The 25,051-nt window shown below is 64.8% G+C and carries 22 protein-coding genes, 1 tRNA gene and 1 pseudogene; 12 read left to right on the top strand and 12 right to left on the bottom strand.

Annotated features, from left to right (window positions below):
* Window positions 1-511: 511 nt before the first annotated feature.
* The 5 genes from BMX36_RS03175 to BMX36_RS03155 all read right to left on the bottom strand — a co-directional run bounded on the left by BMX36_RS03175 (window position 512) and on the right by BMX36_RS03155 (window position 3,611).
* Window positions 512-856 carry a hypothetical protein gene (locus BMX36_RS03175; protein ID WP_093063651.1) on the bottom strand — a complete coding sequence of 115 codons (345 nt, stop codon included), beginning with the start codon at window positions 854-856 and terminating at the stop codon, window positions 512-514.
* 216 nt (window positions 857-1,072) lie between these two features.
* A complete protein-coding gene (locus tag BMX36_RS03170) occupies window positions 1,073-1,501 on the bottom strand; it encodes an ExbD/TolR family protein (protein ID WP_066781324.1) in 429 nt (142 codons plus the stop codon).
* 24 nt (window positions 1,502-1,525) lie between these two features.
* Entirely contained in the window at window positions 1,526-2,011 is a 486-nt protein-coding gene (locus BMX36_RS03165; RefSeq protein ID WP_066781325.1) for an ExbD/TolR family protein, read from the bottom strand.
* An 89-nt stretch (window positions 2,012-2,100) separates the two neighbouring features.
* Complete coding sequence (locus BMX36_RS03160; protein ID WP_066781326.1) at window positions 2,101-2,901, bottom strand: MotA/TolQ/ExbB proton channel family protein; 801 nt, start codon at window positions 2,899-2,901, stop codon at window positions 2,101-2,103.
* A 44-nt stretch (window positions 2,902-2,945) separates the two neighbouring features.
* Window positions 2,946-3,611: an energy transducer TonB gene (locus BMX36_RS03155; RefSeq protein ID WP_093063650.1), complete on the bottom strand. Its 666-nt coding sequence runs from the start codon at window positions 3,609-3,611 to the stop codon at window positions 2,946-2,948.
* A gap of 242 nt (window positions 3,612-3,853) precedes the next feature.
* Between BMX36_RS03155 and BMX36_RS03150 the strand changes: the two genes are divergently transcribed.
* Window positions 3,854-4,714, top strand: a complete 861-nt coding sequence (locus tag BMX36_RS03150) for a hypothetical protein (protein ID WP_093063649.1) — start codon at window positions 3,854-3,856, stop codon at window positions 4,712-4,714.
* Window positions 4,715-4,786: 72 nt separating this feature from the next.
* On the opposite strand, the gene BMX36_RS03145 is transcribed toward BMX36_RS03150, so the two are convergent.
* Window positions 4,787-5,158 carry a dihydroneopterin aldolase gene (locus BMX36_RS03145; RefSeq protein WP_066777876.1) on the bottom strand — a complete coding sequence of 124 codons (372 nt, stop codon included), beginning with the start codon at window positions 5,156-5,158 and terminating at the stop codon, window positions 4,787-4,789.
* 104 nt (window positions 5,159-5,262) lie between these two features.
* On the opposite strand from BMX36_RS03145, the gene BMX36_RS03140 reads away from it, so the two are divergent.
* The 4 genes from BMX36_RS03140 to BMX36_RS03125 are packed head-to-tail and all read left to right on the top strand — an operon-like array spanning window position 5,263 to window position 8,139.
* Window positions 5,263-5,763 (top strand): GNAT family N-acetyltransferase, encoded by a 501-nt coding sequence (locus BMX36_RS03140; RefSeq protein ID WP_093063648.1) that lies wholly within the window; start codon window positions 5,263-5,265, stop codon window positions 5,761-5,763.
* A gap of 38 nt (window positions 5,764-5,801) precedes the next feature.
* Window positions 5,802-6,362 (top strand): DUF1285 domain-containing protein, encoded by a 561-nt coding sequence (locus BMX36_RS03135; RefSeq protein WP_093063647.1) that lies wholly within the window; start codon window positions 5,802-5,804, stop codon window positions 6,360-6,362.
* Window positions 6,359-6,961 carry a CoA pyrophosphatase gene (locus BMX36_RS03130; RefSeq protein ID WP_066777869.1) on the top strand — a complete coding sequence of 201 codons (603 nt, stop codon included), beginning with the start codon at window positions 6,359-6,361 and terminating at the stop codon, window positions 6,959-6,961. Before BMX36_RS03135 ends, BMX36_RS03130 begins: the two co-directional genes overlap by 4 nt.
* A complete protein-coding gene (locus BMX36_RS03125; protein ID WP_093063646.1) occupies window positions 6,949-8,139 on the top strand; it encodes a CCA tRNA nucleotidyltransferase in 1,191 nt (396 codons plus the stop codon). The genes BMX36_RS03130 and BMX36_RS03125 overlap by 13 nt, the downstream gene beginning before the upstream one ends.
* Here the strand turns inward: BMX36_RS03125 and BMX36_RS03120 are convergent.
* Window positions 8,109-9,716, bottom strand: a complete 1,608-nt coding sequence (locus BMX36_RS03120) for a putative bifunctional diguanylate cyclase/phosphodiesterase (protein WP_256210638.1) — start codon at window positions 9,714-9,716, stop codon at window positions 8,109-8,111. The genes BMX36_RS03125 and BMX36_RS03120 overlap by 31 nt on opposite strands.
* Window positions 9,717-9,846: 130 nt before the next feature.
* On the bottom strand, window positions 9,847-12,102 hold the full coding sequence (gene parC / locus BMX36_RS03115; RefSeq protein ID WP_093063644.1) for a DNA topoisomerase IV subunit A: 2,256 nt from the start codon (window positions 12,100-12,102) through the stop codon (window positions 9,847-9,849).
* Window positions 12,103-12,474: 372 nt separating this feature from the next.
* On the opposite strand from parC, the gene BMX36_RS03110 reads away from it, so the two are divergent.
* The 4 genes from BMX36_RS03110 (at window position 12,475) to purQ (ending at window position 15,237) form a co-directional block, all read left to right on the top strand.
* Window positions 12,475-13,332 carry an alpha/beta hydrolase gene (locus BMX36_RS03110; protein WP_093065180.1) on the top strand — a complete coding sequence of 286 codons (858 nt, stop codon included), beginning with the start codon at window positions 12,475-12,477 and terminating at the stop codon, window positions 13,330-13,332.
* 152 nt (window positions 13,333-13,484) lie between these two features.
* The gene (gene purC, locus BMX36_RS03105; protein ID WP_066778739.1) at window positions 13,485-14,264 is read left to right on the top strand and encodes a phosphoribosylaminoimidazolesuccinocarboxamide synthase; all 780 of its coding nucleotides are present in this window, start codon (window positions 13,485-13,487) and stop codon (window positions 14,262-14,264) included.
* Between the two features lie 80 nt (window positions 14,265-14,344).
* Window positions 14,345-14,575: a phosphoribosylformylglycinamidine synthase subunit PurS gene (gene purS, locus BMX36_RS03100; protein WP_066778738.1), complete on the top strand. Its 231-nt coding sequence runs from the start codon at window positions 14,345-14,347 to the stop codon at window positions 14,573-14,575.
* Entirely contained in the window at window positions 14,572-15,237 is a 666-nt protein-coding gene (gene purQ, locus BMX36_RS03095; protein ID WP_093063643.1) for a phosphoribosylformylglycinamidine synthase subunit PurQ, read from the top strand. The genes purS and purQ overlap by 4 nt, the downstream gene beginning before the upstream one ends.
* A gap of 102 nt (window positions 15,238-15,339) precedes the next feature.
* On the opposite strand, the gene BMX36_RS03090 is transcribed toward purQ, so the two are convergent.
* Window positions 15,340-16,083: a queuosine precursor transporter gene (locus tag BMX36_RS03090; RefSeq protein ID WP_093063642.1), complete on the bottom strand. Its 744-nt coding sequence runs from the start codon at window positions 16,081-16,083 to the stop codon at window positions 15,340-15,342.
* 58 nt (window positions 16,084-16,141) lie between these two features.
* Between BMX36_RS03090 and BMX36_RS03085 the strand changes: the two genes are divergently transcribed.
* A tRNA-Arg gene (locus tag BMX36_RS03085) sits at window positions 16,142-16,218 on the top strand.
* A 415-nt stretch (window positions 16,219-16,633) separates the two neighbouring features.
* On the opposite strand, the gene BMX36_RS03080 is transcribed toward BMX36_RS03085, so the two are convergent.
* From BMX36_RS03080 to BMX36_RS03075, 3 genes and pseudogenes are all read right to left on the bottom strand, one after another.
* Window positions 16,634-20,608 carry a rhamnan synthesis F family protein gene (locus BMX36_RS03080; protein ID WP_218142130.1) on the bottom strand — a complete coding sequence of 1,325 codons (3,975 nt, stop codon included), beginning with the start codon at window positions 20,606-20,608 and terminating at the stop codon, window positions 16,634-16,636.
* A gap of 33 nt (window positions 20,609-20,641) precedes the next feature.
* A pseudogene (locus BMX36_RS22360) lies at window positions 20,642-20,908 on the bottom strand (tetratricopeptide repeat protein); the annotation flags it as partial.
* 96 nt (window positions 20,909-21,004) lie between these two features.
* Window positions 21,005-22,813: a glycosyltransferase gene (locus tag BMX36_RS03075; protein WP_218142129.1), complete on the bottom strand. Its 1,809-nt coding sequence runs from the start codon at window positions 22,811-22,813 to the stop codon at window positions 21,005-21,007.
* A gap of 189 nt (window positions 22,814-23,002) precedes the next feature.
* Between BMX36_RS03075 and BMX36_RS03070 the strand changes: the two genes are divergently transcribed.
* Window positions 23,003-24,097, top strand: a complete 1,095-nt coding sequence (locus BMX36_RS03070) for a hypothetical protein (protein WP_093063639.1) — start codon at window positions 23,003-23,005, stop codon at window positions 24,095-24,097.
* Between the two features lie 56 nt (window positions 24,098-24,153).
* Window positions 24,154-25,041, top strand: a complete 888-nt coding sequence (locus tag BMX36_RS03065; protein WP_093063638.1) for an FkbM family methyltransferase — start codon at window positions 24,154-24,156, stop codon at window positions 25,039-25,041.
* The last annotated feature ends 10 nt before the right edge of the window (window positions 25,042-25,051 follow it).

Below are 25,051 nucleotides of genomic sequence, written 5' to 3'. Positions count from 1 at the left end.
GACGCGCTCCACATCCGCCCGGTGCGCAACAACGACCCCGCCTATCAGGGCAAGCCCTCGACAGCCCACCTACCCCGCCTCGCGAGGCCACGGCAGCGGCCCGACATGCCCGCAACCCGAACGAGCATCGCTGGCCTACCCGCCGTCGCCCACCGGCGGGTGCTCGTTCATCTCGCGCAATCACCGGCGCAGGGAATGGTGGGGCAACAGGCCGGTCGCAGCGCGACGCCAGCAATCAACCCTGAAGAGCACAGCCCCGATCACGCCGATCGCACATGTCGATCAGTCCAGTCCCGTCGCCGCGCCGGCCCATCTCACGCAATCACGGCACCGGGGTTGGCGGCGCAACCGCCACGTCGCGGCACGACGCCAGCAACCAACCCCGAAGAACACAGCCGCGACCACGTCGATCACGCATGTCGATCAGTTCAGCCCCGTCACCGCGCCGGGTGCGCCTGTTAGGTCAGATCGCGACAAGCACACCAGGCCCGTTGATGGGCGCCCCGGCTGATCAGCGGCCAGCGATCTCGGTGCCGCCCAGGCTGTCCAGCCCGCGCTGTGCGACGATGTGGGACGAGGATACATTCCCATCCGGCAGCGCCATATCAACCGCGGCACTGTTCAGCGCGGTGCGGTACAGGGCCGCGGCCTCCGCCTTGCGCCCGGTGCGCGCGTAAACCGCCGCGAGATTGATCATCAGCTCTGGCCGGCGGGGGAAAATGCGGCGCTCGACGAGCAGCTCCTCTTCCGCCTTCTGGTAATCGCCCGTGGCAATCGCCTGATAGCCGGTGCGGTCGCTGGCGATGGCGGGGGCGGCGAGGCCTGCTGCCAGGCCGAGAAAAAGCAGGGTGCGCAACGTCCGTCTCCTACGTTACAGCTTCGCTTCATTTGCGTTACTGTTCTGTGACACTGGTATGACACCAACTGTCACATGGCGCAACGGGAACTTGGCAGGACTTGTAAGAGATCGGCCACATTTTCGAGGCGATGCCGATCGCAGCCGGCGAGCGACAGGCACAAAAAAAGGGCGGCCCTTGCGGACCGCCCGTCATGCTTCCAATCGCCTGCGCGATCAGAATTCGCGGTAATATTGCTCGTTGCCGATGAAACCCAGCTTGGTCACGTTGGACCGGCGGATCACCGCAAGAGTCTGGTCGACCACGTCGTAGCGAACCTGCGGGTCGGGCTGGAAGTGCAGCTCCGGTTCCGGGTTCATGGCCGCCGCCACGTCGAGATACTGGCGCAGGCGCACCGCATCCACGGGGACGCCATTCCAGCTGGTCGTGCCATCCACGCCGATGGTGATCTTGTTCTTCTGCGGATCAACCGGGGACTTCGGCGCGTCCGGGTTGTTGACCGGCAGATCGACCTTCACCGCGTGAGTCTGGATCGGAATGGTGATGATGAACATGATGAGGAGAACGAGCATGACGTCGATCAACGGCGTCGTGTTCATCTCCATCATCGGCTCGCCATCGTCCTTGCCGCCACTCATTGCCATATCGATTACTCCTGGTGGCTTTGCTTACAGACGCTCGACGCCAGAGCCCGGCGGCGGTTCGGAAATGAAGCCGACGCGCGCGAAGCCTGCCATCTGCATGTTGTAGATCGCGCCTGCCACGCACTTCCAAGGCACGTTCACGTCACCGCGAACATGGGCTTCCGGAAGCTCGAGCCCCGGAGCGTTCGGGCCGCCCTGACGCTCGATCTCGGCCTTCAGCTTGGCCACTGCACGGTCGAGCAGCTCCTCGTGCGTCACCGCCGTCATGCCCCAGTAAACGGCGCAGGCGCCGTCCGGCTTGGTCGTGATCGAGAGGGAAACGTTCTCGGGCTTGGTGGTGGTCGGGTCGAAGCGCACGCTTGGCAGCTTCACCGGAACCGATTGGATCACGACCGGCACCGCGATCAGGAAGATGATGAGGAGCACCAGCATGACGTCCACGAGAGGCGTCGTGTTGATGTCCGACATCGGGGTTTCTGCGGCGGAGTCTCCACCAACGCTCATCGCCATAAGTCAGGCTATCCTATGTCTTCGTTCCCGCCGGTGATCCGGCCGGGAAAGGTAGCGGGGCTGCCGGTGCGGCAGCCCCGTTTTCCCCATTACGAGCGGGTCTGCACGCCACCGGCCTGACCGGCCGTGGTGGTGGCAGCCGGCTTGGCAGCAACCGGCTTTGCCGCACCGGCGACGGTCGGACGAACCGCACCGTTCGACGCCAGGTAGCCGAGCACGTCGTTCGAGAAGGCCGACAGGTCTTCCGCGATCGACTTGTTGCGACGCTGCAGCCAGTTGTAGCCGAGCACCGCCGGAACGGCGACGGCGAGACCCAGAGCGGTCATGATAAGCGCCTCACCGACCGGACCGGCGACCGCGTCGATCGACGCCTGGCCAGCCGCACCGATCTTGATGAGCGCGCGGTAGATGCCGATAACCGTACCGAACAGGCCGATGAACGGCGCCGTCGCACCCACGGTGGCGAGGAACGCGAGGCCCGTGCCGAGCTTCGAGTTGATCATCGCTTCCGAGCGCGCCAGCGAGCCGTGCAGCCAGTCATGCGCTTCGACCGGATCGGTCAGCTTCGAGTGCTGCTCCTGCGCCTGCAGGCCGTCGTCGACGATCTGCTTGTAGGCCGAGTTCTTCTCCAGCTTCGCCGAACCCTCGCGCAGCGAGTTCGTCTGCCAGAACGAGCCGCGGACGCGCTTCGCCTGGTTGATGATCTTCTGCTGCTCGAAGAGCTTGGTGAACATGATGTAGAACGAGACAACCGACATCAGCACGAGGATGCCGAACACGGTCTGGGCGATGATGCCGCCCTGCTCGAGCGCGGCGGCCAGGCCGTACGGGTTTTCGCCTTCGGCAGCTGCCGGCGCTGCGGCGGCAGCGGCGAGGATGGTGGTGATCATTCGATGTGTTTCCCTCTGAAAAGCGCGATTCTGTTAAGCCTGGATCAGTCCCGGGGCAGCTTCCACACGACGCGGCGCGTCTGCGTGGTTGCGATCGGGTTGCCTGCTGCGTCCGACGCCGGCGTGTAGCGGGCACGGCGCGTCAGCGCACGGCAAGCTGCCTGATCAAGCGCATTGGAGCCGCTCGACTGAGTCGTGACGCAATTCTCCACGCGACCCTGGGCATTGATTGTCCACTTGATCACGGTCGTGCCTTCTTCCTCGGCACGGATCGAGCTCGGCGGATAATCGTCGGTCGTGATCCAGTCCGCAGGATTGCCCTTTGCACCCGCAGCCTTGCTGACGACCGGCGGTGCCGGCGGAGCAGGAGGCGGAGGCGCAGGCGGCGCAACCGGCGTCGGCACGTAGACCGGCGGCGGCGTAGGCACGGTGGCGATCGTCACCGGAGCCGATGGCGCGGACACGATGGGCGGCGGCGCCACAACGGGCGGCGGCGTCATCGGAACGTCAGGCGGCGGTGGTGGCGGCTCGTCCGGCGGCGGGGGCGGTGGTTCCTCAACGTCGAACGTATTCAGCTTCTCCGACACCTTTTTCACGTACTGGAACGCGAGGCCGGTGACGAAGGCGTAGCCGAGAGCAGCATGGATGAGCGCCACGATCACAATCGCGACGATCTTGCTCCCGCTCATCTTCTGGTCAGAGTAGGCCATTCAGCAAAAGCACTCCCTAATCCCTATGGCCCGAAGGGGCCGGGCGGCCTGCCGCGGCCCCCGCATGGGCGGAGTGGGCGTGCCGGTCCGTTGGCAAGGGCTAAACGGAACCCTTGCACAGCGCGACTCCTAACTTGCGCCTTAACGACACGCAAACGCTTTGTCGGACGCAACAAACGTACAATCGTCCTAAAGGAGATTTATTTCTGTATCAGCACGGCGCGATCGGATAACCGAAAGGCATGGCCTTTCGTACAATTCGTAACTCTGCGCTCGTCTGCGCGCTGATCACCGTTTCACCTGCAGCCATCCATGCGCAGCAGCCCGCGCCGGGCACCATCTCAGCGCCGGCGCCATCCTATGTAGAGATGGTCGATCTGGTGATCGACGCTCCCTTGGTGGTAGATGCCACAATTGCCAGCACCACCCGCATCAAGGGGGCGGAGGCCGCGAATGTTCCGCCCGGATTCGTCCGTTATTATGTGGAAGCCGACGTCACCGCCCTGATCCGCGGCCCGCGGGCCATTCCGCCGCGCATCGGCTATGTTCTGGATGCGCCGCTTGGTCCGGACGGCCGGCAGCCCCGCTACAAGAAGGCCCGCGTCCTCCTGTTCGCACGGTCTGTCGCCGGCAGTGCCAATCAGGTGCAGCTGGTCGGCCCCGAGGCGCAGCGCGGCTGGTCTCCGGAACTTGACGCCCTCACCCGACGCATTGCCGGCGAGATACTGGCCGGGGATGCACCCCCTATCGTCACCGGAGTAGGCAATGCCTTTCACGTCCCGGGGTCGCTTCCCGGGGAGGGCGAAACCCAGGTGTTCCTGACCACCCAGGACAACCGGCCGGTGTCGCTCAGCATTCTGCGGCGCCCGGGCGAACAGCCGCGCTGGGCGGTCGCCCTGTCCGAGATCGTCGACGATTCCGCCGGGCCGCCGCCGCGCGACACGCTGCTGTGGTATCGCCTCGCGTGCAGCCTGCCACGGCAGTTGCCGGCCCGCAGCACCCAGGCGATGGAGCCGGCGGATGCCGCCGTCGCGCAGGAGGATTATCGCTTCGTGCTGGAGCAGCTCGGCCCGTGCCGGCGGGCCGCCCCGCCGGTCGCCTGAGTCCCGCGAGAGATCCCTCCCGCGCGTTCAAGGATGTGCCCGGCGTCGACCGGGCGTCAGGTCGTCAGGCGTTCAGCGACGATGCCGAAGCAGGGTGATCCCGATCGATTCGCCCTCTTCGGCGATCGCCAGCTTGACGATCTTCACCTTCACCCGCCGAACGCGCGAATCCTGCAGGAATAGTGTTTCGGCGATATGATCGGCCACGCCTTCGATCAGCGTGAAGTGAACCCCCGGCGGCAGGGCGGCAGTCGCCGCATGTTTCAGGTCCAGATAGTTTTTCGAAGCGGCAAGCGGCGTATCCGGCGCGAAACGCGCGGGCGCATCGAGCAGAACCGTCAGCGAGATTCGCAGCGGCTGCGGCAGGTGCGTCTCCTCGGAATAGACGCCGGTCAGCACCGGCACTTCCAGGTCGTGCACTTCAAGTTCGAGCATGTCTTCCACGCCGCGCGCTTAGCCGGACATTGCCGTTCGCGCCATGCCACTTGCGTTACCACTGCGACTCGGTAGAGCGCGCCACCCCTCGATCTTGGGGGCGGGAGGTGCGGGTGATCGAACTGATCGGTCTTGAACAGGTGGAAAACGGCGCGGTGGAGCAGCTGCTCGACCGTGCCTTTGGGACGGATCGGCATGGCCGAACCGCCTATCGCCTGCGCGCTGGCGTACCCGCACTGCTCGGCCCCAGTCTCGCGGCGGTGGAAGACGGCGCGTTGCTCGGAACGATCCAGCTCTGGCCCGTCCTGTTCAGCGGCGATGACGGCCGCCGTGTGCCCATGGCGCTCGTCGGCCCCGTGGCGGTGGTGCCGGAGCGGCAGCGCGACGGCATTGGACGCCTGTTGGTCGCGGGGGCATTGGCGCGAGTCTCCGGCATCCCGCTGATGCTGATCGGCGACCCGGAATATTATGGCCGCTTCTTCGGGTTCAGCGCGCAGGACACCGCAGGATGGCGCTTGCCGGGCCCGGTGGAGCGCCGCCGCCTGCTCGCGAAGGGTGAGGGCGTTCCGGCCGGTGACGGGTCGATCGGCCCGCACGTTTGCGCGGCCGGCTGATCCTTTACGGGAGCCTTGCCCTCCCCTAGGTCGTTGCCATGCCGATGGCACCTTCACCTGATTTCGATACGCTGACGATCGCCGACATCGCCCGCCTGGCGGAGGCGGATCGACTGCCGCCGGTCGAGCGGTGGAACCCCGATCACTGCGGCCATAGCGATATGCGCATCGCGCGCGACGGCACCTGGTATCACCAGGGATCGCCGATCGGCCGTATCGCCATGGTGCGCGCGTTCAGTCGCATCCTGCGGCGCGAGCCGGACGGCGGCTTTGTGCTCGTCACCCCGGTGGAAAAGCTCGACATCGATGTGGAGGATGCCCCCTTCGTGGCGGTGGAGCTGAAGGCGGAAGGGGACGGCCAGGACGCGTCGCTCGCCTTCCGGCTCAACACGGGTGAGGTGGTGACCGCATCCGCGGATCACCCGCTCCGCTTCGTGGAGCATGAAGACGGCCCGCACCCCTATGTGCATGTGCGCGGCGGGCTGGAGGCGTTGATCGCGCGCCCGCTCTATTACGAGCTCGCCGAACGTGCGCTTGCCGGTGACGAGAGCCCGCCGGGCGTATGGAGCGCCGGCGCCTTTTTCCCGATCGCGCCATGACGTCGCTGGTGGACCGGCTTGGCCGGGCGCTGACGGAGGGGATGGCGCAGCAGACCATCCTCCTCGCGGGCGATCACGGCGATCTGGCGCTTGCCACCGGCGGCACGCTGAAGCCGGCGGCGGTTCTCGTGCCCGTCACCGATCGGCCGCGGCCGGGCGTGATCCTCACGCAGCGCACCGAAACGCTTCGCCGCCACGCGGGACAGGTGGCATTTCCTGGCGGCCGCCTCGATCCGGGGGAGGACGCCATCACCGCCGCGCTGCGCGAAGCGGATGAGGAGATCGCCCTGCCCCCCTCCGCCGTCACCGTGGTGGGAGAGGCCGATCGCTATCAGACGGTAACCGGCTATACCGTCACGCCCGTGGTCGGCGTCGTGCCGCCCGATCTGACGCTCCGCCCGTCGGAGGCGGAGGTCGCCAGCGTCTTCGAAGTGCCGCTCGACTTCCTTTTGGACAGCGCCAACCATGTCGAGGCCCGCACCCAATGGGAGGGTCGCGAGCGGCGCTATTACGAGATCATGTGGGATGATCGCCGGATCTGGGGCGCGACCGCGGCCATGATCGTCAACCTCGCCCGGCGCCTGCGATGGAGCGACTGACCCTGCCGCCGGCATCCTGGCGCACGCGCCCCGGACTGGATGCCCTCGCCACGGCACTCGGTGCTGAGGAAGGCGCGGCGCGCTATGTCGGGGGGGCGGTGCGCGACACGCTCCTTGGCCTGCCGGTCGCCGACATCGACATCGCCACCGCCCATCCGCCGCAACAGGTGATCACGCGCCTGGCGTCCGCCGGGATCAAGGCGATCCCGACCGGGCTGGCACACGGCACGATCACGGCGGTTTCCGCCGGCACTGTCGTGGAAGTCACCACCTTGCGGCGCGACGTCGCGACCGACGGGCGCCACGCGCAAGTGGCGTTCACCGACGATTGGCAGGAGGATGCCGCCCGGCGCGACTTCACGATGAACGCCCTGTACGCCGATCCGGTCTCCGGAACGCTGTTCGACTGGTTCGGCGGGCTGGACGATCTTGCCGCGCGGCGGGTGCGGTTCATCGGCGATCCGTACCGTCGCATTGCGGAGGATCACCTGCGCATCCTGCGGTTCTTCCGCTTCCATGCGCGCTTCGGCGACACGCCCGATTCCGCCGGCCTGGACGCCTGCACCGATCGCGCCAATGACCTGATGGCATTGTCGCGGGAGCGGATCGCTGCCGAACTGCTGAAGCTGCTGGTGGCAAAAGGTGCGGTGCCGGTCGTCGCGCTGATGGTGGAGCGCGGTATCTTCCGGCCGGTACTGCCGGAGATCGTGGACGTGCCCGCGCTGACGGCCCTGGCCGAGGCGGAGGCGGCGGCAGGCGTCGCACCCGATGCGATTCGGCGGCTGGCGGCGCTGATCCCCCCGGCAACGGCCGAAGCGGTCGGCTCCCGGCTTCGCCTGTCGAACGCCGATCGAAAGCGCCTGATCGCCGCCCATGACGGGCCTGGATCAGAAGGCGCGCGCGGTCTCGCCTATCGCGTGGGGCGCGAAATCGCGCTCGATCGACTGTTGCTGGCCGGCGCGGACGTTGAGGAATTGCAGGATTGGTCGCCCCCTCGCCTGCCGGTCGGCGGCGGGGATCTTGTCACCCGCGGCATCGCACGCGGGCCGGAGGTGGCCCGCGCGTTGCGGGAGATCGAGACGCGCTGGATCGCGGAGGGCTTCCCCGACGCGTCCCGCACCGCTCAGATCGCGGACATGGTCACGGGTCAGTTGCTCGGCGCCGACAGCAACTCATAGGCCTGCGCCGCCGTCAGCGGGCGCGAGAAGTGATAGCCTTGCCCGTAGGTGCAGCCGAGCGCGGACAGCGTCTGCGCCACGGCCGAACTTTCGATCCCCTCCGCCACGGTCGCCATGCCCAGCGCCGCCGCCAGGCTCAGCACCGCACGCACGATGGCGATCTTGTCCCGATCCGCCATCATGTCGGTAACGAAGCTGCGGTCGATCTTCAGCGTGTCGATCGGCAGTTTCTGGAGATAGGCGAGGTTTGAATAGCCGGTGCCGAAATCGTCCATGGCGATGGTCGCGCCGGTGGCCTTCAGCGCCCGCAGGATCTCGGCATTGCCGTCTGGGTCGGCGATCAGCGCGCTTTCCGTGATTTCCAACTTCAGGCGGCTCCCTGCCAGGCCATGGCTCGCCAAAGCGGCCGTCACCATCGGGGGGATGAGATCGCGCTGCAACTGGATCGGGGAGATGTTTACCGCCATCTGCACGTCGAGCGGGCGGCCTGCTCGAACGTCCCATGCGGCGAGGGTGCGCAGCGCCTGATCGACCACCCAGCGGCCGAGCGGCACGATCAGGCCGGATTCCTCCGCCACCGGAATGAAATCGGCCGGTGCGATCTCGCTCCCGTCTTCTGCCGTCCACCGCGCCAGCGCTTCGAAGGCCACGATTCGGCCGGTCGCCAGGTCGCAGATCGGCTGATAGTGCAGCCTGAGCTGCTCCGCCTCGATCGCTCGGCGCAGCGCCGTTTCCATCGAAAACCGTTCGCGCGCACGATCAAGCGCGCGCGTGTCATACGCCTCGGCCTGGCCCGTTTCCTTGGACCGGCGCACGGCGAACTGCGCGTGCCGGATCACGTCCTCCGCATCATCGGTCGTCTCGGCGCCGAATGCCATGCCGATCGCACAGGTGATTCGGATCTCGAAGTCGCTCAGCCGAATCGGGGTGGCCAGCACGTCCTGGATCCGCCGCGCCGCATGGTCGGCCTCCGCCCGTTCCCCGCGCGTCTGGAGCAGCACGCCGAACTCGTCGCCGCCGATCCGGCCGAGCACGTCGCCGGCACGCAGCGAGCCCTTGATACGCCGCGCGACAGTGATCAGCATCTCGTCGCCGGCCATGCTGCCAAGGCATGAATTCACCCGGCCGAACCGGTCAAGATCGATCACCAGCACGGCGTAATTGGTCAGCCCGGTGGCAATACGCGCCTCCAGAAGGTCGCCGAACCCGGCCCTGTTCGGCAGGCCTGTCAGGCTGTCGGTGTTCATCTCGCGCCGCAGACTGGCCTCGGTGCGCATTCCCCGTGTCTGGTCGACCAGCGTCACCAGGCAGCGTGGCGAATGATCGCTGTCGATCCGGGCAAAGGTGACGTCGAACCACCTTTGCTCCACCGCATCTCCGGTGCGCCAGCTACGCTGCTCGCGCGGGCTGTTTCCGTTCAGAAAGGCTGCAAGCGCACCGCCCAGGTCGCGCGTAAGGGCGCAATTCGCCGGATCGGTCGTCAGGCCCAAGCGGCGGAACGCGACATTGGACAGCCTGATCTGCAAGCTGCCCGAGTCCAGCGCGACGATCACAGCCGCAATGGGCAGCAGATCCATCGCTACTTCGGCCGCCGTCCTGTCGAATGCAGGGGGGCTTGGCTCTTCAGCTACTCTCAACGCGGCGACCAACGGCATTGTGCTGGTCCTAGCGCCAGCTCGTTAACTTTCCTTGAACTTGCAACGGCTTTCAGGCGAACCGGTTGTTCCGCGGGAAGCCCGTGGGCGGCATCCGGCCGGCTGCCCCCCGCGCTGCGCGCCACGCGGAAACATCAGCCTCGGTTCGCGTGCGCCCGGTGTCGCCCCCCATGGGCCAGCTGATCCCGTCCGAATAGCGGAACGTGATCGCATCGCTAAGCCCGCCGTCGCGATACCGCTGCAACTGGGCGCCCTGCCCCCTCGTCATCTCCGGCAGTTCGTTCAGCGGAAAGACCACCATCTTCCGGTTGTCGCCGACTGCCGCGACATAATCGTCGTCCGTGGCGACGGGCCGGACCACGGCCAGCTTGGCGCCGGCCCTCGGAGTCACCACCGTCTTGCCCTTGCGCGTTTCCGCCAGCACGTCGTTCACCGGCACGATGAAGCCGCGACCGTCGCTGGCCGCCACCAGCAGCTTGGAATCCCGGTCCGCGCGCAACAGCCGGACGATGCCAAGGTTGCCATCCAGATCGATCGTCGCCCGCACCGGCTCGCCGAACCCGCGCCCGCCCGGCAGCTTGTCCGCCGCCAGCGTGTAGAAACGGCCATTCTCCGCCGCCAGCAGCAGCTTGTCGGTTGTTTGCGCATGAAAGGCGAAGGCTGGGCCGTCGCCTTCCTTGAACTTCAGCGTCTCGGCAGAGGCAAGGTCCACATGCCCCTTCATGGCGCGGATCCAACCGCGCTGCGACAGGATCACCGTGATCGGCTCCCGCTCGATCATCGCCTCCAGCGGGATCTCGCGTGCCGGTGCCGCTTCCTCGATCGTCGTACGTCGCTTGCCCAGCGCCGTTTCCGGGCCGTACCGGTCGCGGACCTTCTTCAGGTCCTTCTTCATCCGCGTCCGCTGCCGCGCATCGGATCCCAGCAGCAGTTGAAGGTCGGCCTGCTCCTTCTCCAGCGCGTCCTGCTCGCGCTTCAGCTCCATTTCCTCCAGCCGCCGCAAGCTGCGCAGCCGCATGTTGAGGATCGCTTCCGCCTGCCGGTCGGTCAGGGCGAACTCCGCCATCATCACCGCCTTGGGCTCGTCCTCGGTACGGATGATCTCGATCACCCGGTCCAGGTTGAGGAAGGCAATGATATAGCCCTTCACCAGCTCCAGCCGGTCGGCGATCTTGGCCAGCCGATGCTCGGTACGCCGGCGCAGCACCACGAACTGATGCTCCACCCAGGCGGCCAGCGCCTCGGCCAGGCTCATCACGCGGGGCGTGCGACGCGCGTCCAGCACGTTCAGGTTCAACGGGACGCGCGTTTCCAGGTCCGACAGGCGGTACAGCCCGTCCATCAGCACCTGCGGATCGACCGTCCGGCTGCGCGGCTCCAGCACCAGGCGGATCTCGGCATCCGATTCATCGCGCACATCGGCCAGGATCGGCAGCTTCTTGTCGTTCACCAGGCCAGCGATCTGCTCGATCAGCTTGCCCTTCTGGACGCCATAGGGAATTTCGCTGACCACGATCTGCCAGCCGCCGCCCTTTTCGCGCTCCACGGTCCAGCGACAGCGCACCCGAAAGGCGCCGCGCCCGGTCGCATAGGCTTCGCGGATGATCGCAGGCGGATCCACCAGCAGCCCGCCAGTGGGGAAGTCCGGCCCGGCCACGAACGCCAGCGGATCGGCCAACGGATCATCGACCAGCGCGATGGCGGCGTCCAGCAGCTCGGCCGCATTGTGCGGCGGAATGCTCGTCGCCATGCCCACGGCGATGCCGCTCGCCCCATTCGCGAGCAGGTTCGGGAACAGCCCGGGGAACAGTTCGGGTTCCTGCTCCTCGCCGTTATAGGTCGGACGGAAGAGGACCGCATCCTCGTCCAGCCCGTCCATCAGGTCGATCGCGACCTGGGTCAGCCGCGCCTCGGTGTAGCGATAGGCCGCGGCGTTATCGCCATCGATGTTGCCGAAATTGCCCTGCCCGTCGACCAGCGGATAACGCAGCGCAAAATCCTGTGCGAGCCGGACCATCGCGTCATAGACCGACTGATCGCCATGCGGGTGATATTTGCCGATCACGTCGCCAACGACGCGCGCGCATTTCTTATACCCTTGGCTGGGATCGAGCCGCAGCAGCCGCATCGCCCACAGCAAGCGGCGATGCACCGGCTTCAGCCCGTCGCGCACATCCGGCAGCGACCGCGCGGTGATCGTCGACAAGGCATAGACCAGATACCGCTCCGACAGCGCGGAATCGAACGGCGCATCGAATACGCCCACGGGCGGATTGTCGGGCGGCAACACGGTCGCATCGGTCGGCATGGCGTGCGTGCTAGCAGGGAGCGCCCTTGTTCCACAACCGTTCCGCTCACTGTCCTACAGGCGCAGTGCGTGCCACAAGGGGCCGACGCTGATCACCAGAATGTCACCCCGGGCTTGATCCAAAATCCAAGGCTCCGCAGTCGAGGTCGCTAGAACTCTGGCCTTCACCTTCGCGGCACACTGGATCCCCGATCACGGCGGGATGACAAGCTGAACCGCCTCGACCGTTTAATCCCGCAGGTAGCCGCAATGCCGACCTTTTCTGAAACCTTGCCCCCTCGAAAACACCTACACATGGGCAACTTTCGAGAATTTTCCCGCCGTCCCCTCCTTGCCGCCGCCCTGCTCGCTGCCTCATGCGCTCCGGTCACGATGACCAGCTCAGCCCCCTCTTTCACGCCCCTCACCTGGGACGACCTCACCGCCCGCCCGCGCGAGAAGCCGAATGCAACGATCGCGTATGGCAGCGACAACATGCAAAAGGTCGACGTCTGGCTTCCCGCCGGCGCCGGCCCGCATCCGGTCGTGCTGATGGTCCATGGCGGCTGCTGGCAGACCAGCATCGCCGATCGCTCGATCATGGACTGGGTTGCCGCCGACCTTCGCCGCGACCGCATAGCGGTATGGAACATCGACTATCGCGGTGTCGATCGCACCGGCGGCGGCTATCCCGGCACCTTCATGGACGCTGCGAAGGCTGCTGACGAACTTGCGAGAAACGCGAGCAAATATAATCTCGACCTCACTCGCGTGGTCGCCGTCGGCCACTCCGCCGGTGGCCACCTGGCCCTGTGGCTCGCCGCCCGTCACAATCTTGCCGCCTCGAGCTCGCTTCACAGTCCAGCGCCGGTGAAGATCTCCCATGTCGTCAGCCTCGGCGGCCTGCCCGATCTGGAGGCGACCGCCGCCAGCCCCGACAATGGTTGCGGCGTCGATGTTGTCGCCAAGCTCGTCGGCACCGACCGTTCGGATCCCTATGCCGACACCTCGGTCCCCCGCCTCCTTCCCCTGAACACCTCCCAGACCCTCATCAACGGCCGCGAGGATCGCATCATCCCCTATCGCATGGCCACCGACTATGTTGCACGAGCGATGGCGGCCGGCGACGAGGCAGACCTCATCACCGTTCCGAACACCGGCCATGTGGAGCTGGTCACGCCGGACGCGGCCGCGTGGCTCGAAGCGAAAAAGACGATCCGTGCCGCACTCGGCAGGAAGGCAGCGCCATGAACAGCCCATACCGCGGGCTTAAGCTTCTCCACAGAGGCGGACGCGCCGCATGATTGCGCCACGGACCCCCGTCCCCTATATGGCGGGCGATTCCCGCCCCGGCCGCGCCGATCCGTCGCGTCGCCGGGGCTGTCCATTTCAGGGGTGATGCGATGGCGCGGCGCCGGCAAATCTACGAAGGCAAGGCCAAGATCCTGTACGAGGGGCCCGAGCCCGGCACCTTGATTCAGTATTTCAAGGACGACGCGACTGCCTTCAACGCTCAGAAGAAGGGCACGATCAACGGCAAGGGCGTCCTGAACAACCGCATTTCGGAGCATATCTTCACGCTCCTGGGCAATATCGGCGTGCCGACCCACTTCATCCGCCGCCTCAACATGCGCGAGCAGTTGATCCGGCAGGTGGAAATCGTGCCGATCGAGGTGATCGTGCGCAATGTCGCGGCCGGCTCGCTCAGCAAGCGCCTCGGCATCGAAGAAGGCACCCAGCTGCCCCGCACGATCCTTGAATATTGCTACAAGGACGATGCGCTGGGCGATCCGATGATCTCGGACGAACATATCGCCGCCTTCGGGTGGGCCAGCCAGGACGAGATGCACGACATCGCCGACCTGGCGATCCGGGTGAACGACTTCCTGTCGGGCCTGTTCGCTGGCATCGGCATCCGTCTGGTGGACTTCAAGCTCGAGTTCGGGCGCATCTGGGACAATGATTACGGCCGGATCATCCTCGCCGACGAAATCAGCCCCGATGGCTGCCGACTGTGGGACATGACCACCAACGAGAAGCTTGACAAGGATCGCTTCCGCCGGGACCTGGGCGGCGAGGTAGAGGCTTATCAAGAGGTTGCTCGTCGCCTCGGGCTTCTGCCCGAAGGTGGCGAAACGGCCATCCTCGACATGGCCGAGCATCGCGAACGTCGCGGAAAATGACAGCCACGTCGCCCGCGACGCCCCTCCTCGACCTGCGAGGAGGTTGCGATCCGCGGGCGGTTCGAATAGCGGGCACCACCATGAAGCTGCGCATCTACGTCACGCTAAAGCCCGGTGTCCTTGATCCCCAGGGGAAGGCCATCGAGCACGCTCTCTCCGGCCTCGGCTTCAACGGGGTCGAAGGGGCTCGTGTCGGCAAGCTGATCGAGCTGGAAGTCGCCGAGTCGATCGACGACGCGCAGATCGATGCCATGTGCCGCCAGTTGCTGGCGAACACGGTGATCGAGAACTATCGGGTCGAGCGCGCATGAAGACGGCGGTTGTCGTCTTCCCCGGCTCCAACTGCGACCGCGATCTCGCCGTGGCGCTGGAGGAAGTCACTGGCACGAAGCCGGCGATGGTGTGGCATGGCGACACCGAGCTGCCAGACGGCATCGGCCTGATCGCCGTGCCGGGCGGCTTTTCCTACGGTGATTATCTTCGTTCCGGCGCCATGGCGGCGCGCTCTCCGATCATGCGCGCGGTGTCCGAAAAGGCGGCCGCTGGCGTGTCCGTACTGGGCGTCTGCAACGGATTTCAGATCCTGACCGAATCGGGTCTGCTGCCCGGCGCACTCATGCGCAATGCGGGTCTCAATTTCGTCTGCCGCGATGTCGCCCTGACCGTAGAGAATGCGCAGAGCGCGTTCACCAGCCGCTATTCGGCCGGAGAGACGATCAAGATCCCGGTTGCGCATCACGACGGCAATTATGTCGCCGATCAGGAAACGCTCGATCGCCTCGAAGGCGAAGGCCGCGTCGCCTTCCGCTATGCCGAGGACGTCAACGGCTCTGCCCGCGGCATCGCTGGCATTCTGAATGATGCCGGCAATGTTCTTGGCATGATGCCGCACCCGGAACGCCGGATCGAGGCCGCTCATGGTGGCGTGGAAGGGCGGCGATTGTTTGAAGGGTTGCTGGATCTCGTCAACTGATCGCGATCACTGCAGTTCTTCGCGCGAGGATCACAACCGATCGCTCCATCGGCAGCGATACGTCAGTTATTGCATTTGACTCAGCCCTCTCGGCGAGCCGCCTCAGACGCGGGTGCCGAAGGGATTGAAGTCCGTCTCCTCGTCAAACACATCCATGCCCTCCGCCCGCTTCAACCACCCGACCACGACATAGGTGAACGGGGTCAGCAGCGCCTCCCAGGACACTTTCAGAATCCACTGTGTGAACAGCACGGTAAGGACGAGCCCGGTAGTCCAGCCCTCCGCGCCAAGAAAGGCTAGCGGATAGAAGATCAGGCTGTCGATCCCTTGCCCCGCGATCGTTGAACCGATCGTGCGCATCCAAAGATGTCGCCCTCCCGTCGCGACCTTCAGCCTGGCAAGAACATATGAATTGACGAACTCGCCCGCCCAAAAGGCGCACATGCTCGCGAAAACTATCCTGGGCACTTGGCCGAACACAGCCTCATAGGAAGCTTGGTTGGTCCAGTCCGGCGCCGGTGGCAGAGCCACCACCACCCAGGCCATCAGCGCCATGAACACCGTGGCGGCGAAGCCAGCCCAGATCACGCGTCGCGCGCGCGCGTAGCCGTACACTTCCGTCAATACATCGCCGATGACGTAGCTGACGGGGAAAAACAGGATCCCCGCGCCGAACGGCCAGAAGCCAACGCCCGGCAACCAGATCTGGGCTACCTTCCCCGCGCCGAGCACATTGGAGAGCAACAGCACGGCAACAAACGCCGCCATGACGAAATCGTAATATCTCAGGCTCTGCCCATGCAACTTGGTTGCCGAAACTCGGTACGGTGTTGCCCCCTCGGTCATGCGAGGATCATGCCGATGGTTTCACTCTCCCGCAATCCACGCTAACAGACCCCGGTGCGCGCCCGTAGCTCAGTTGGATAGAGCACGAGCCTTCTAAGCTTGGGGCCGCAGGTTCGATTCCTGCCGGGCGCGCCATGTGCGGCTGCAGCGTTGTTTGCGTTTCCTTCCTCGATGGCTTCGCATTCAGCTCTTGCACAAGAGATCGGCGTCCGTCAGTCTCGTGACAATAAGGACCGGCAAGCCGGCGTTTTCAGGAGAGGGTTATGGAAGCAGCTAATACCGTTCTGTTCGCTGCGGCGAGCATTGGCGCCGTCGCTACAATGAGCAGCATTCTGTTTCTCGCGCGCCGTGCCAAGTGAGGTGACAGGCGGATATCGTTCCACCTGTCAGTTCAGTTAGCATTGCGCTCGCATCATCGCTTCAGGTGCAATCAAACAGCACGCACAGAAATCGCACGGTAAGATTGTCTCCTGCCAACGGGCTTCGGCGACGCCCCAAAGTGCGAAAAGCTGCGTGGTCAACAGGTTACGGATCGTCGCAGTCTTCGCGATCAGACGAACCAGTCACCGCCGTCCACCGCTGGCGTCAGGTCGAGCATGTCGCGGCGCATTCGGGGCGGCAAAGCCGGATCGTCTGTCAGCCAGTCGCCCCACCGCGCTAGAAATAGCGCCAGCTGATCTCCGGGGGATGCGATCTCGCCACGGGATTTCTTTTCGGAATGAATGAGTTCGGCGACAGGATTGTAGATGATATGAAAGCCCTGCTGCCGAATCTTCAAACATAGATCGACGTCGTTGAACTCCAGGCTGAACCGCTCGTCAAAGCCGCCAACCAGCTCAAGAACGCTCCGGCGGGTCGCCAGGACAGCACCCGTGACGACGGACACTTCGCGCTGAGTGATGGCCCAATTCTGATAGGTCGGCTCTCCAGCCTTAGCGCCGAGCCACGCATGGACGCAGGTCCCGTGGATGCCACCGTAGATGCCGGCGTGCTGGATCGTTCCGTCATCGTACAACAGGCGCGGCCCCACCGCACCGACATCGCGATCCGCCGCGAAGCCAATGAGAGCACGTAGCCACTCTTGATCAAGCGCGACGACATCGTCGTTCAGTAGAACGATCAGCTCGCTCTCCGCAGACTGCCATAGCAGGTTCATCTTGGCTGCAAAGTTGAAGGGCTCGCCCGCTGCTCGCCCGGTCTCGATCCTTCGCAAGCGGAAGGGCCAATCGGCGTCAGCCCAAGCCGCCTCGCCAGCGACATCGTCCCCGATCAGCACAGTCAGGCGGTCGGCCGGCCAGTCGACTTGCGCGAGACTGCGCAGCAACCGTTCGATGTAGGTGCCCTCGTCACCGTCCACCGACGTACGGCGAGTGGGAATGCACAACGTTACGTGAGGCAGCTCCGCACCGAACCGAGCGGAGAGTTGCAGGGCACCTGCCGCCTGCCCCTCCGAAACTTCATAGCCCGCATAAAGTGGCGAACGCTGGAGCAGGGCACGGCGGTCGTCCACGGGCGCAAGGATGCGACGGCCGCTTTGAACCAGCATCACTTCGGGAATGCCGCCGATCGAAAAGCCCCGTTCCGCGCACCGCAGCACGAGATCAAACAATGCCGCATTTCCCAACTCCGGCCGCAAACCGCCAGCGTCGTGCAAAGCAGATCCGCGGACGAACAGCGGCGCTCCGACATAATCCTGCGCTGCCAGCAGCGTCCGATTGAACTGCGGCTTCAAGCGCACCTGTTGCAGCAACGTGTCTTCACCAAACGCGACATCGTCTGCGTAGAAGAGCGCTACGTCCGGGCGGGCGGCCGCGTATCGAGCCAGAATGGTCGCCGTCATCGGGTGGATACGTGCGTCTTCCGGAGCGATCAGCAGCCAGTCTTCCGGTTCGTTCGCGACGTCGACAAGACCCGTGCGCGTCGGCACGAGCGATCCCGCTGCGAGCGGCAGCACCTTCAAGGCCACGGATTGCCGATCGATGATTGTACCGGCGCTGGATAACGGAACGCCCATTCCGCCGTCCTCGATCCTTGGAACAATATGCCGCACCCTCTCCCGGTCAGAGAACAGCGCATCCAGGCTTGCAGCGATGCCCGAGCCGACCGCCTCGATTGATAACTTTTCAGCCACTCGGGCGCGGGCGGCAGCGCCAATCGTCTCATCACCGGCCTCGACCCGCTCGGCAGCGGCGACAAGCGCCTCCGCCAGCGCGGCTTGATCGATGCGAGCCCATGTTCCGCCGCGGAAGTAATGACCGAAGTCTTCCTCCAGCGTCCACGGCTGTGCCGCCACCGGAAAACCACAACTATGGTCAAGGAACTGACGGGTCCCGCCGTAATCGGTGGCCAGTACCACGCGACCGGCCGCCATCGCCTCGGCAACGGTAAGGCCGAACCCTTCTGAGCAATGGGGAGAGGCGTAGATGTCGCACGACGACACAAGGTCCGACACTTCGTGGCTGCTGAGCGAGCGATTGAGCAGCAGAACGCCCTCGGTCTGCTCGGCAAGCAAGGCGAGAGCCCTGCCCTCTCCCGGACGATCCAGAAGGTGCTTGGTTTTAAGAACCAAAGTCCAGCCCCGCTGGGCCAGACCGGAGGCTGCAAATGCGTGGATCAACGCCGCGGGATTCTTACGCACCAGATAGCTGGCGCCGTCGAAGATGTAGAGGATCATGCGGCGATCGCCAGGAAGATCCAGCGCCTCGCGGATCGAGGATCCGCTGCCAAGCAGATCGCTGGCGACCGGTACCACATGCGGAATGACGTCCACAGGGGCTCGCCCCTCGGCCGCAAACACGTCCGCGTTATAGCTGCTCGGCGCCCAGATTCGGTCAACGGATGCAAACTCGCGTTGCCAATCGGGCGGCAGCTGCTCCATTTCCCACACCCAATAGCCGATGCGTCGGCGCGCCTGACTAATCTGCGCTCGTTGATCCTCGGTCAGCAGGTGCCAGGAATCGGGGTTCAGATGAACGATTGCCACATCGGCAGCCCCGTCGAAGTCAATGACATCGTGCGGCGGAACGAGCGGCTTGTGAACGTGGAACGGCTTGCGGATCGGATGCAGGTTCAGTCGCACGCCGGCCTTTCTGATGGCGGCAATGATGCCCCGGCTGGCAGCCCCCAAGCCGTTGTCGAAGTTCCACGGGCCGTAAAAGGCAACCTTATAGGGCTTGGCTGGCAACCCTTCCGCAGCGTTGCTGGGCAGCGGACGGGCAAGCAGCGAATACCCTGGTGCGGGAAGAGGCTCGCTCGTGAAATAGTCACGCGTGGCATCGCGCAGGTCCGGGTCGAACCGAGCGCGGCGCAATTCCCTGTCCAGTCCTTTGGTGCTGACATAGCCAAAGCTATTCCGAAGGAGCGACGTCTTCACGAACGGAAAGCCCGCCGTGAGGAGACGTTTCCACGCGAACAACGTCGGGTTGCGCGCCTCATCGACCTTGAAGATGCTGTCCGCCGTGAAACCGGCTTCGCAGACGCGCTCCGTCAAAGGCACTTCATATCTGTTGATGATGGCGTCCTTGTCCGTAATCACCTGAACTGAATTGACGAACAAGTGAAAGGCGTAGGAGGCAAGCAGATCCGCGCTCACGCGAAAGAAGTAACTTTGCAGATGCCAGCCACGCTCAAGTGATTCGGTCAGGCCGACAAGATCCGCATCGTTCTTCCGGATCCGGCTGATCAGCTCAGAGAAGGCGGCCGAGCTGCTTGGGCCGAAGATGCTGTCGTTTATGACATAGAGGCAGTCGGCCGAATAAAGCCGTGGCTCCAGACGCAACATATGTGCCCAGGCACCGAAGTCGTACCCCTTGTTCTCGCGGACGACGGCACTGGAAACGATATCCAGCAGTTCATCGTCAAGCATCACTGGTCGGTCCGCGTTAACGACCAGGGACACCGAAATGCCTTCTTCAGTCAGCAGCCGCAGAAAGTTCCTGACGAATGGCTGAAGCACTCCTGTGTCGGCATAAGCCACGAAAATGGCGTGCTCACCGCCAACCTTTGCGAGCGGCTTGGCGAACATGTGGCGCGCCGCTGTAACCCGCCGCGCTGCCTCCGCATCCGCTGAACTCGGTATGGCTATCGTCAGTGGCGATCCATCGAGAACGTCTCCAGTGGACCGCAGCCGGACATCAGCCCGCACCGTCTCACCCGCAAGATCCTCCGCATCGACGAACAGCGTGAACCCGGTCGGAGCCTTGGTATAGCCGGCCTTGGCGACGTCCGGGCGCAACTGCGTTGCCGTGCCTGAGCCGATGATCCGTCCGTCCGCGGTCACGATCTCGATTTCAGCAGGCCCCTCCGATGGGTCGGGTTCAACCGCCCAGCCGCGCACGACCCGACCATCCACCCTATCCACGCTGCCGACCAATTGTCGGTCGCTTCGCACCCGTCGCGCCGAAAGATCACGCTCGGGGACCTTTCCCAGCGATTCCAGTTCAGCACGAGCAGCAAGGTTGCCGTCGATGTCAAAGCTGCGTGCATAATAGCGCTCCGCCTCCGACCGCCGACGCATGAACTTCATCAAATGACCCAGGTTCAGGGCGAGATCAGAATCCTCCGGGTCGAGCTTCGCTGCATGAAGGTATGCGTCCTCGGCTCCTTCCGGGTCGCCAGACTCCTTCAATGCATGGCCCAACTGAACCCAGATCGCGAAGGATGAGGGGTCGGTTTGCAGGTACGTTCGATATTGCTCCGCCGCGCCCGCCCAGTCGCCTGCGTCGCGTGCTCTGTCGCCAAGAAGGCGGTACCTGCCGCTTGACGCTGAGTAGCCGCCCGGAAGCCCAAGCGTCGCTGCCGCTCGCGCGAAAAAGCTCCGGACCATCTTACCCCCGTTTGCGACGCCTGCCCCGCTTTAGCGGCTAATCGATATAAGACACGGTGTTAAGCCATGTGCCCACGGCCGCACGGTCAGACTTGTTCATGATGGGTCAGAACGACTTGGCATCCATGGGTAATCGCTGGCGCTCCGGTCGATCTGCGCCAGGATTTCCCGCGTCGTCGGCTCCCGAAGCAGATCAAACGGCCGTTCACCGCGCTGCCAATACGGGCTGATGCCAGGATCTTCGGCCAACGCTGCTCCCCAGCGCTCAAGCAGATCCATGCGCTCGCCTTCGTCCCAGGCAATCGCCACCTTTGTCTGGTTGCGTCCCCGCGTGGCGCCTTCGTGATGGATCGCCTCGATCTCAGGGCAGTAAAGGATGGTTCGGCCGAGTTCGCGGAGGCGCAGGCAGAAATCAACGTCGCTATGCGCGATCATCAGCCGACCTGCATCGAATCCGTTGACCTGGTAAAAATCTCCCCGCCTCACCGCCAGAAATGCGCCCGTCAGCGCGGACACCGCATGTCTGATGGCATAGCGCCGACCGGGGCCAGGATCCACGGCCGGGATGCCGCGCCCCTCATGCTCCGCGCCGCCAGGCCCGAAGCCGAAGGCGATGCCGGCGTGCTGGATCGTTTGGTCGGGATAAAGCAGCCGTGCGCCGACCGCGCCGACCTGAGCCGCGCTCAAAGCGTCAGCGACCGCATCGTCCCAATCTGGCGAGAGCATCTCCACATCATTGTTGGCGAAGACGATCAACGGCGCATCGCTTGAAGCAGCGCCCAGGTTCGATGCCAGCGACCAGTTGAACGGCGCGTCGAACGGCACAATCCGTGCTGTGCGTTCCTTCTCCAGTCGGCGGAATAGAGTAGCGGTATCGGCGGCGATGCTTCGATTATCGACCACCACAATGTCCAGCCGCTCGGGCTGCCGCGCCGTCGCACGGAGCGCCGCGATCGCTCGCGATAGCAGGCCGGCCCCGTCTCGCGTGGGGATCACCACCGCGATCCGATCGTCTCGCGGCACAGACGGGATCGACAGGGGCTCGGGTAGGACCAGCGGTGCCAGGCGACCTGGTTCTGCATCATCCGGCTCTGCTCGCCCGGTTCTAGCGACAAGTGGCAGGCTGAGCTGCGTGGCCAGCAGTCGCGGCACATGTGCCACGCTGCCCCGCCGACCTGCATCGATCAGCATCGCCCGCCGATCGCGCACTCCATTCTCGCTGATCTTCTCAATGGCGCCGGGCACGGCAATCACTGCCGGCGCAGGACCCGCGGCAATGAGCGCCTCGTCGAAAGTGCCGTACAAGACCGGATCGGCGCGCAATATGCGAAAGGCCGGATCTGCCACGCCGTAGTCATGGTCGGCATAGGCTGCTCCGGCACCGGTCCGAAGCAGGGCAAAGGACAGCCACGCAAGCGTCTCGGGATCGAGCACCGTGCCCGCGTCCAGCAGGATCGCGATCCCCTCGCCCGCACCCTGTTCCAAGTCCCAAGGCGCGAACGCAACGCGCTCGTCGGTCTGGGCGAACGAAGCAACGGGCGCGACGCGCAGCTCCTCGGAGGCAAGCACAGTGGCGGTCCAGTCACTGATCGACTGATCCTGCAGGCTCCGCAGGGTTGCCCGCAGAAGGAACGGCGCCGCCCGCCTGGCGTCCACCAGCACCCTGATCGGCGGAGATGGCTGCACCGGGGCCGGCGGCGGACGTATCGCCACGTCACGGCGGAACTGATCATACGCATCCAGCGGATAGACAAGCCCAGCGGCGATGGCTTCACCAGTCCCGCGTTCATGGGCAAAGGCTTCGGCCAGCGCCCGAATTTTCCTCCAGCGTTCCGTCGGGCGGAGCTGTTCCTCTGTCAGCGTCGGTCGAGCATGGCGCGGCGGTTCGACATCGCGCAGCGCCATCGCTTCGTTTGGCCCGCTCTGGAGTGGCTCCAACGGTGGCACGACGGGCCGCTGACCTGCCCGAGGATCTCGCCGCATCCTGCGTGTCATGATCGCCCCCGCATGCATCGTGAATGGCGTCTTCGTTGCCGGGTGACAAGGCGGCTCGCACGATTGCCACGTGCGCGCACACTCGCCTAGGGTTTGCGAATGACCGTCCAAACGCTTGATCCCTTTGGCTACTGGCCGGCTCAGCGGAGCCGCATCCGCTCGCTTGGCGGACCTGAGCGAAGCACGGACGCCAATTACGTCTTTCACAGCGCTTATGTCGCGGTTCCGGCGGGCCCCGCGCTTGCGGAAATCGCGTTTGACGATCTGGTCGCCAGTGTCGGGATGATCGCGGTGCGGATCTTCCAGCACTTGCCGGACGGGCAGCCGCCAATTACGGAGCGGGGAAAGCTTACCGCTCTCCTGCCCTCGTTGGCGGCGGCACCGCGGAGCATCAAGCTGCCGTTCGATGCCGTGCCAGGCGCAACCTATGCGGTGACCGGCTATGTCTTTGGCGAGTGCGAGGCGCACGCGCGCGGGCTCAGCATAACGGTCTCGGGGCGCGTCGCCGAGCTTGAGGATCCTGCCCGCATGCGCAGCCTCTTCGGCCGCCTCAAGGCGCGCCGGGCAGGAGCGATGGTGAGCAGCGATTCGCCGCAACTCGCCTGGCCAGTGTCCCAAGGGTTCACAACGGATCAGATCCACGAACCGGACTTCGCCCGCCTCGGCGCGCAGCTACCGGCCGGCGCATCGCCGGTTGAAACCTGGGAAGCGGCCTATATTCTCCGTGTTTTGGAGCAATATGGCCGGCTGGAGGCCGGTGCGCGGGGGCTGGCGCTGTCCGCCGGTGCGGAGCCCGTCGCTCGGATCGCCACCGAGGCGGGATGCAATATTCAATCCATCTTTGTCGCACCGGGTGGAACCATGGATGCTGCATGTTCAGCGCATTTCAGCACGACGGGAGAAGGAATTGGCTTCGATTTCATCTATACGCGCAGTGATCTGTTCGGATCGGCCGACGCCGGACGAGCTGCAAAGATGATCGATGATCTGCTCGGACGCGTTCGGCCGGGCGGCCTGGTCATCCTGCTTGCCACTACCGGCCCGAACCTGGACAGGCATGGTCTGAACCGGATCGTTTTGGAACTTGCCGCTCAAGGCCATATTGCGGCTCAGGTGCGTCATGCCGATCTAGAACGGGCACCCGGCCCGTTCGGCATCGTCGTTCGCGCCTCAACCGAGGCGACGATCGCGTAACATCGGGCGCGACACGCCAGGTTTCCGAACGGCTACCTGCGGGCTAAGGATGAACAATGCGCTTCCTGGATCATCAAGCAACCCCCGCGGACATTCGCCGCCAGGGCGAGGCACAGGGCGCGATTTTTGACATATGGGCGCTCAGGTCCGGCGATCGCTGGCGGCATGAGGCCGTCATCCGCGGGCTGTGCCAAACGGCCTATCTCGGGGATCATACCGCGATCTGCCGCGTGCTCGGCCGTTACAAGATGTTCGTCGACACCAAGGACATCGGCGTCGCCAGCCACCTCATGCTGGATGGCTATTGGGAGATGTGGAACACGGAGGCGATCGTCGGCCTGATCAAGCCCGGCATGACCGCCATGGATGTCGGTGCCCATTGCGGGTACTTTTCGCTTCTTCTGGCGGATCTCGTCGGGCCGGAGGGAAAGGTTCTTTCCTTTGAGCCCAACCCGCCCATCGCGGAACTGCTGCGTCGCTCGGTTGCGGTCAACGGCTTCGACGGACGCACCAGCGTCTATGAAGTTGCGTTGGGGGACCAAGGCGGCTCGGCCATACTCGACGTGCCCCGGAACGAACCGAAGAACGCCCATGTCGTGCAAGGCGTCGCCGGCCCCGGAATGGTGGAAGTTCCCCTGCAACGGGCCGATCGGATCGCCGGCGCATCTGAGGCAGATTTTATCAAGATCGACGCGGAGGGGGCCGAGCAGGCCATCTGGAAAGGTCTTGAAGGCATTCTGCAGCAGCAGCGACCGCTGACGATCCTGCTGGAGTTTGCCGGCGTTCGATACGCCGATCCTGCCAGCTTCCTCGACGAAATCCTGGCCTATGGTTTCAATCTTGCCGAGGTTGATCTGGTCGGCGGGATACAGGATCGCACCCGCGATCAGGTCCTGAACGCATCTCCCGTGATCGATCAGATGCTGCTTCTGGAGCGGACGTGATCCGCTAGCG

Source organism: Sphingomonas sp. OV641 (genome assembly GCF_900109205.1).
In the GTDB taxonomy this organism is placed as follows: domain Bacteria; phylum Pseudomonadota; class Alphaproteobacteria; order Sphingomonadales; family Sphingomonadaceae; genus Sphingomonas.
The sequence above is the reverse complement of the archived record's forward strand: the minus strand, read 5'-3'. Positions and strand labels throughout refer to the sequence as shown.

What these genes read in the sequence shown, in the direction of transcription:
- BMX36_RS03150 (WP_093063649.1), top strand. Translation starts at nt 3,854, where the DNA reads ATGGCCTTTCGTACAATTCGTAACTCTGCGCTCGTCTGCGCGCTGATC.
- BMX36_RS03160 (WP_066781326.1), bottom strand. Translation starts at nt 2,901, where the DNA reads ATGATCACCACCATCCTCGCCGCTGCCGCCGCAGCGCCGGCAGCTGCC.
- BMX36_RS03130 (WP_066777869.1), top strand. Translation starts at nt 6,359, where the DNA reads ATGACGTCGCTGGTGGACCGGCTTGGCCGGGCGCTGACGGAGGGGATG.
- BMX36_RS03170 (WP_066781324.1), bottom strand. Translation starts at nt 1,501, where the DNA reads ATGGCAATGAGTGGCGGCAAGGACGATGGCGAGCCGATGATGGAGATG.
- BMX36_RS03135 (WP_093063647.1), top strand. Translation starts at nt 5,802, where the DNA reads ATGCCGATGGCACCTTCACCTGATTTCGATACGCTGACGATCGCCGAC.
- BMX36_RS03110 (WP_093065180.1), top strand. Translation starts at nt 12,475, where the DNA reads ATGACCAGCTCAGCCCCCTCTTTCACGCCCCTCACCTGGGACGACCTC.
- BMX36_RS03155 (WP_093063650.1), bottom strand. Translation starts at nt 3,611, where the DNA reads ATGGCCTACTCTGACCAGAAGATGAGCGGGAGCAAGATCGTCGCGATT.
- BMX36_RS03080 (WP_218142130.1), bottom strand. Translation starts at nt 20,608, where the DNA reads ATGAAGTTCATGCGTCGGCGGTCGGAGGCGGAGCGCTATTATGCACGC.
- BMX36_RS03075 (WP_218142129.1), bottom strand. Translation starts at nt 22,813, where the DNA reads ATGGCGCTGCGCGATGTCGAACCGCCGCGCCATGCTCGACCGACGCTG.
- purS (WP_066778738.1), top strand. Translation starts at nt 14,345, where the DNA reads ATGAAGCTGCGCATCTACGTCACGCTAAAGCCCGGTGTCCTTGATCCC.
- parC (WP_093063644.1), bottom strand. Translation starts at nt 12,102, where the DNA reads ATGCCGACCGATGCGACCGTGTTGCCGCCCGACAATCCGCCCGTGGGC.
- BMX36_RS03065 (WP_093063638.1), top strand. Translation starts at nt 24,154, where the DNA reads ATGCGCTTCCTGGATCATCAAGCAACCCCCGCGGACATTCGCCGCCAG.
- purQ (WP_093063643.1), top strand. Translation starts at nt 14,572, where the DNA reads ATGAAGACGGCGGTTGTCGTCTTCCCCGGCTCCAACTGCGACCGCGAT.
- BMX36_RS03165 (WP_066781325.1), bottom strand. Translation starts at nt 2,011, where the DNA reads ATGGCGATGAGCGTTGGTGGAGACTCCGCCGCAGAAACCCCGATGTCG.
- purC (WP_066778739.1), top strand. Translation starts at nt 13,485, where the DNA reads ATGGCGCGGCGCCGGCAAATCTACGAAGGCAAGGCCAAGATCCTGTAC.
- BMX36_RS03125 (WP_093063646.1), top strand. Translation starts at nt 6,949, where the DNA reads ATGGAGCGACTGACCCTGCCGCCGGCATCCTGGCGCACGCGCCCCGGA.
- BMX36_RS03070 (WP_093063639.1), top strand. Translation starts at nt 23,003, where the DNA reads ATGACCGTCCAAACGCTTGATCCCTTTGGCTACTGGCCGGCTCAGCGG.
- BMX36_RS03090 (WP_093063642.1), bottom strand. Translation starts at nt 16,083, where the DNA reads ATGACCGAGGGGGCAACACCGTACCGAGTTTCGGCAACCAAGTTGCAT.
- BMX36_RS03120 (WP_256210638.1), bottom strand. Translation starts at nt 9,716, where the DNA reads ATGGATCTGCTGCCCATTGCGGCTGTGATCGTCGCGCTGGACTCGGGC.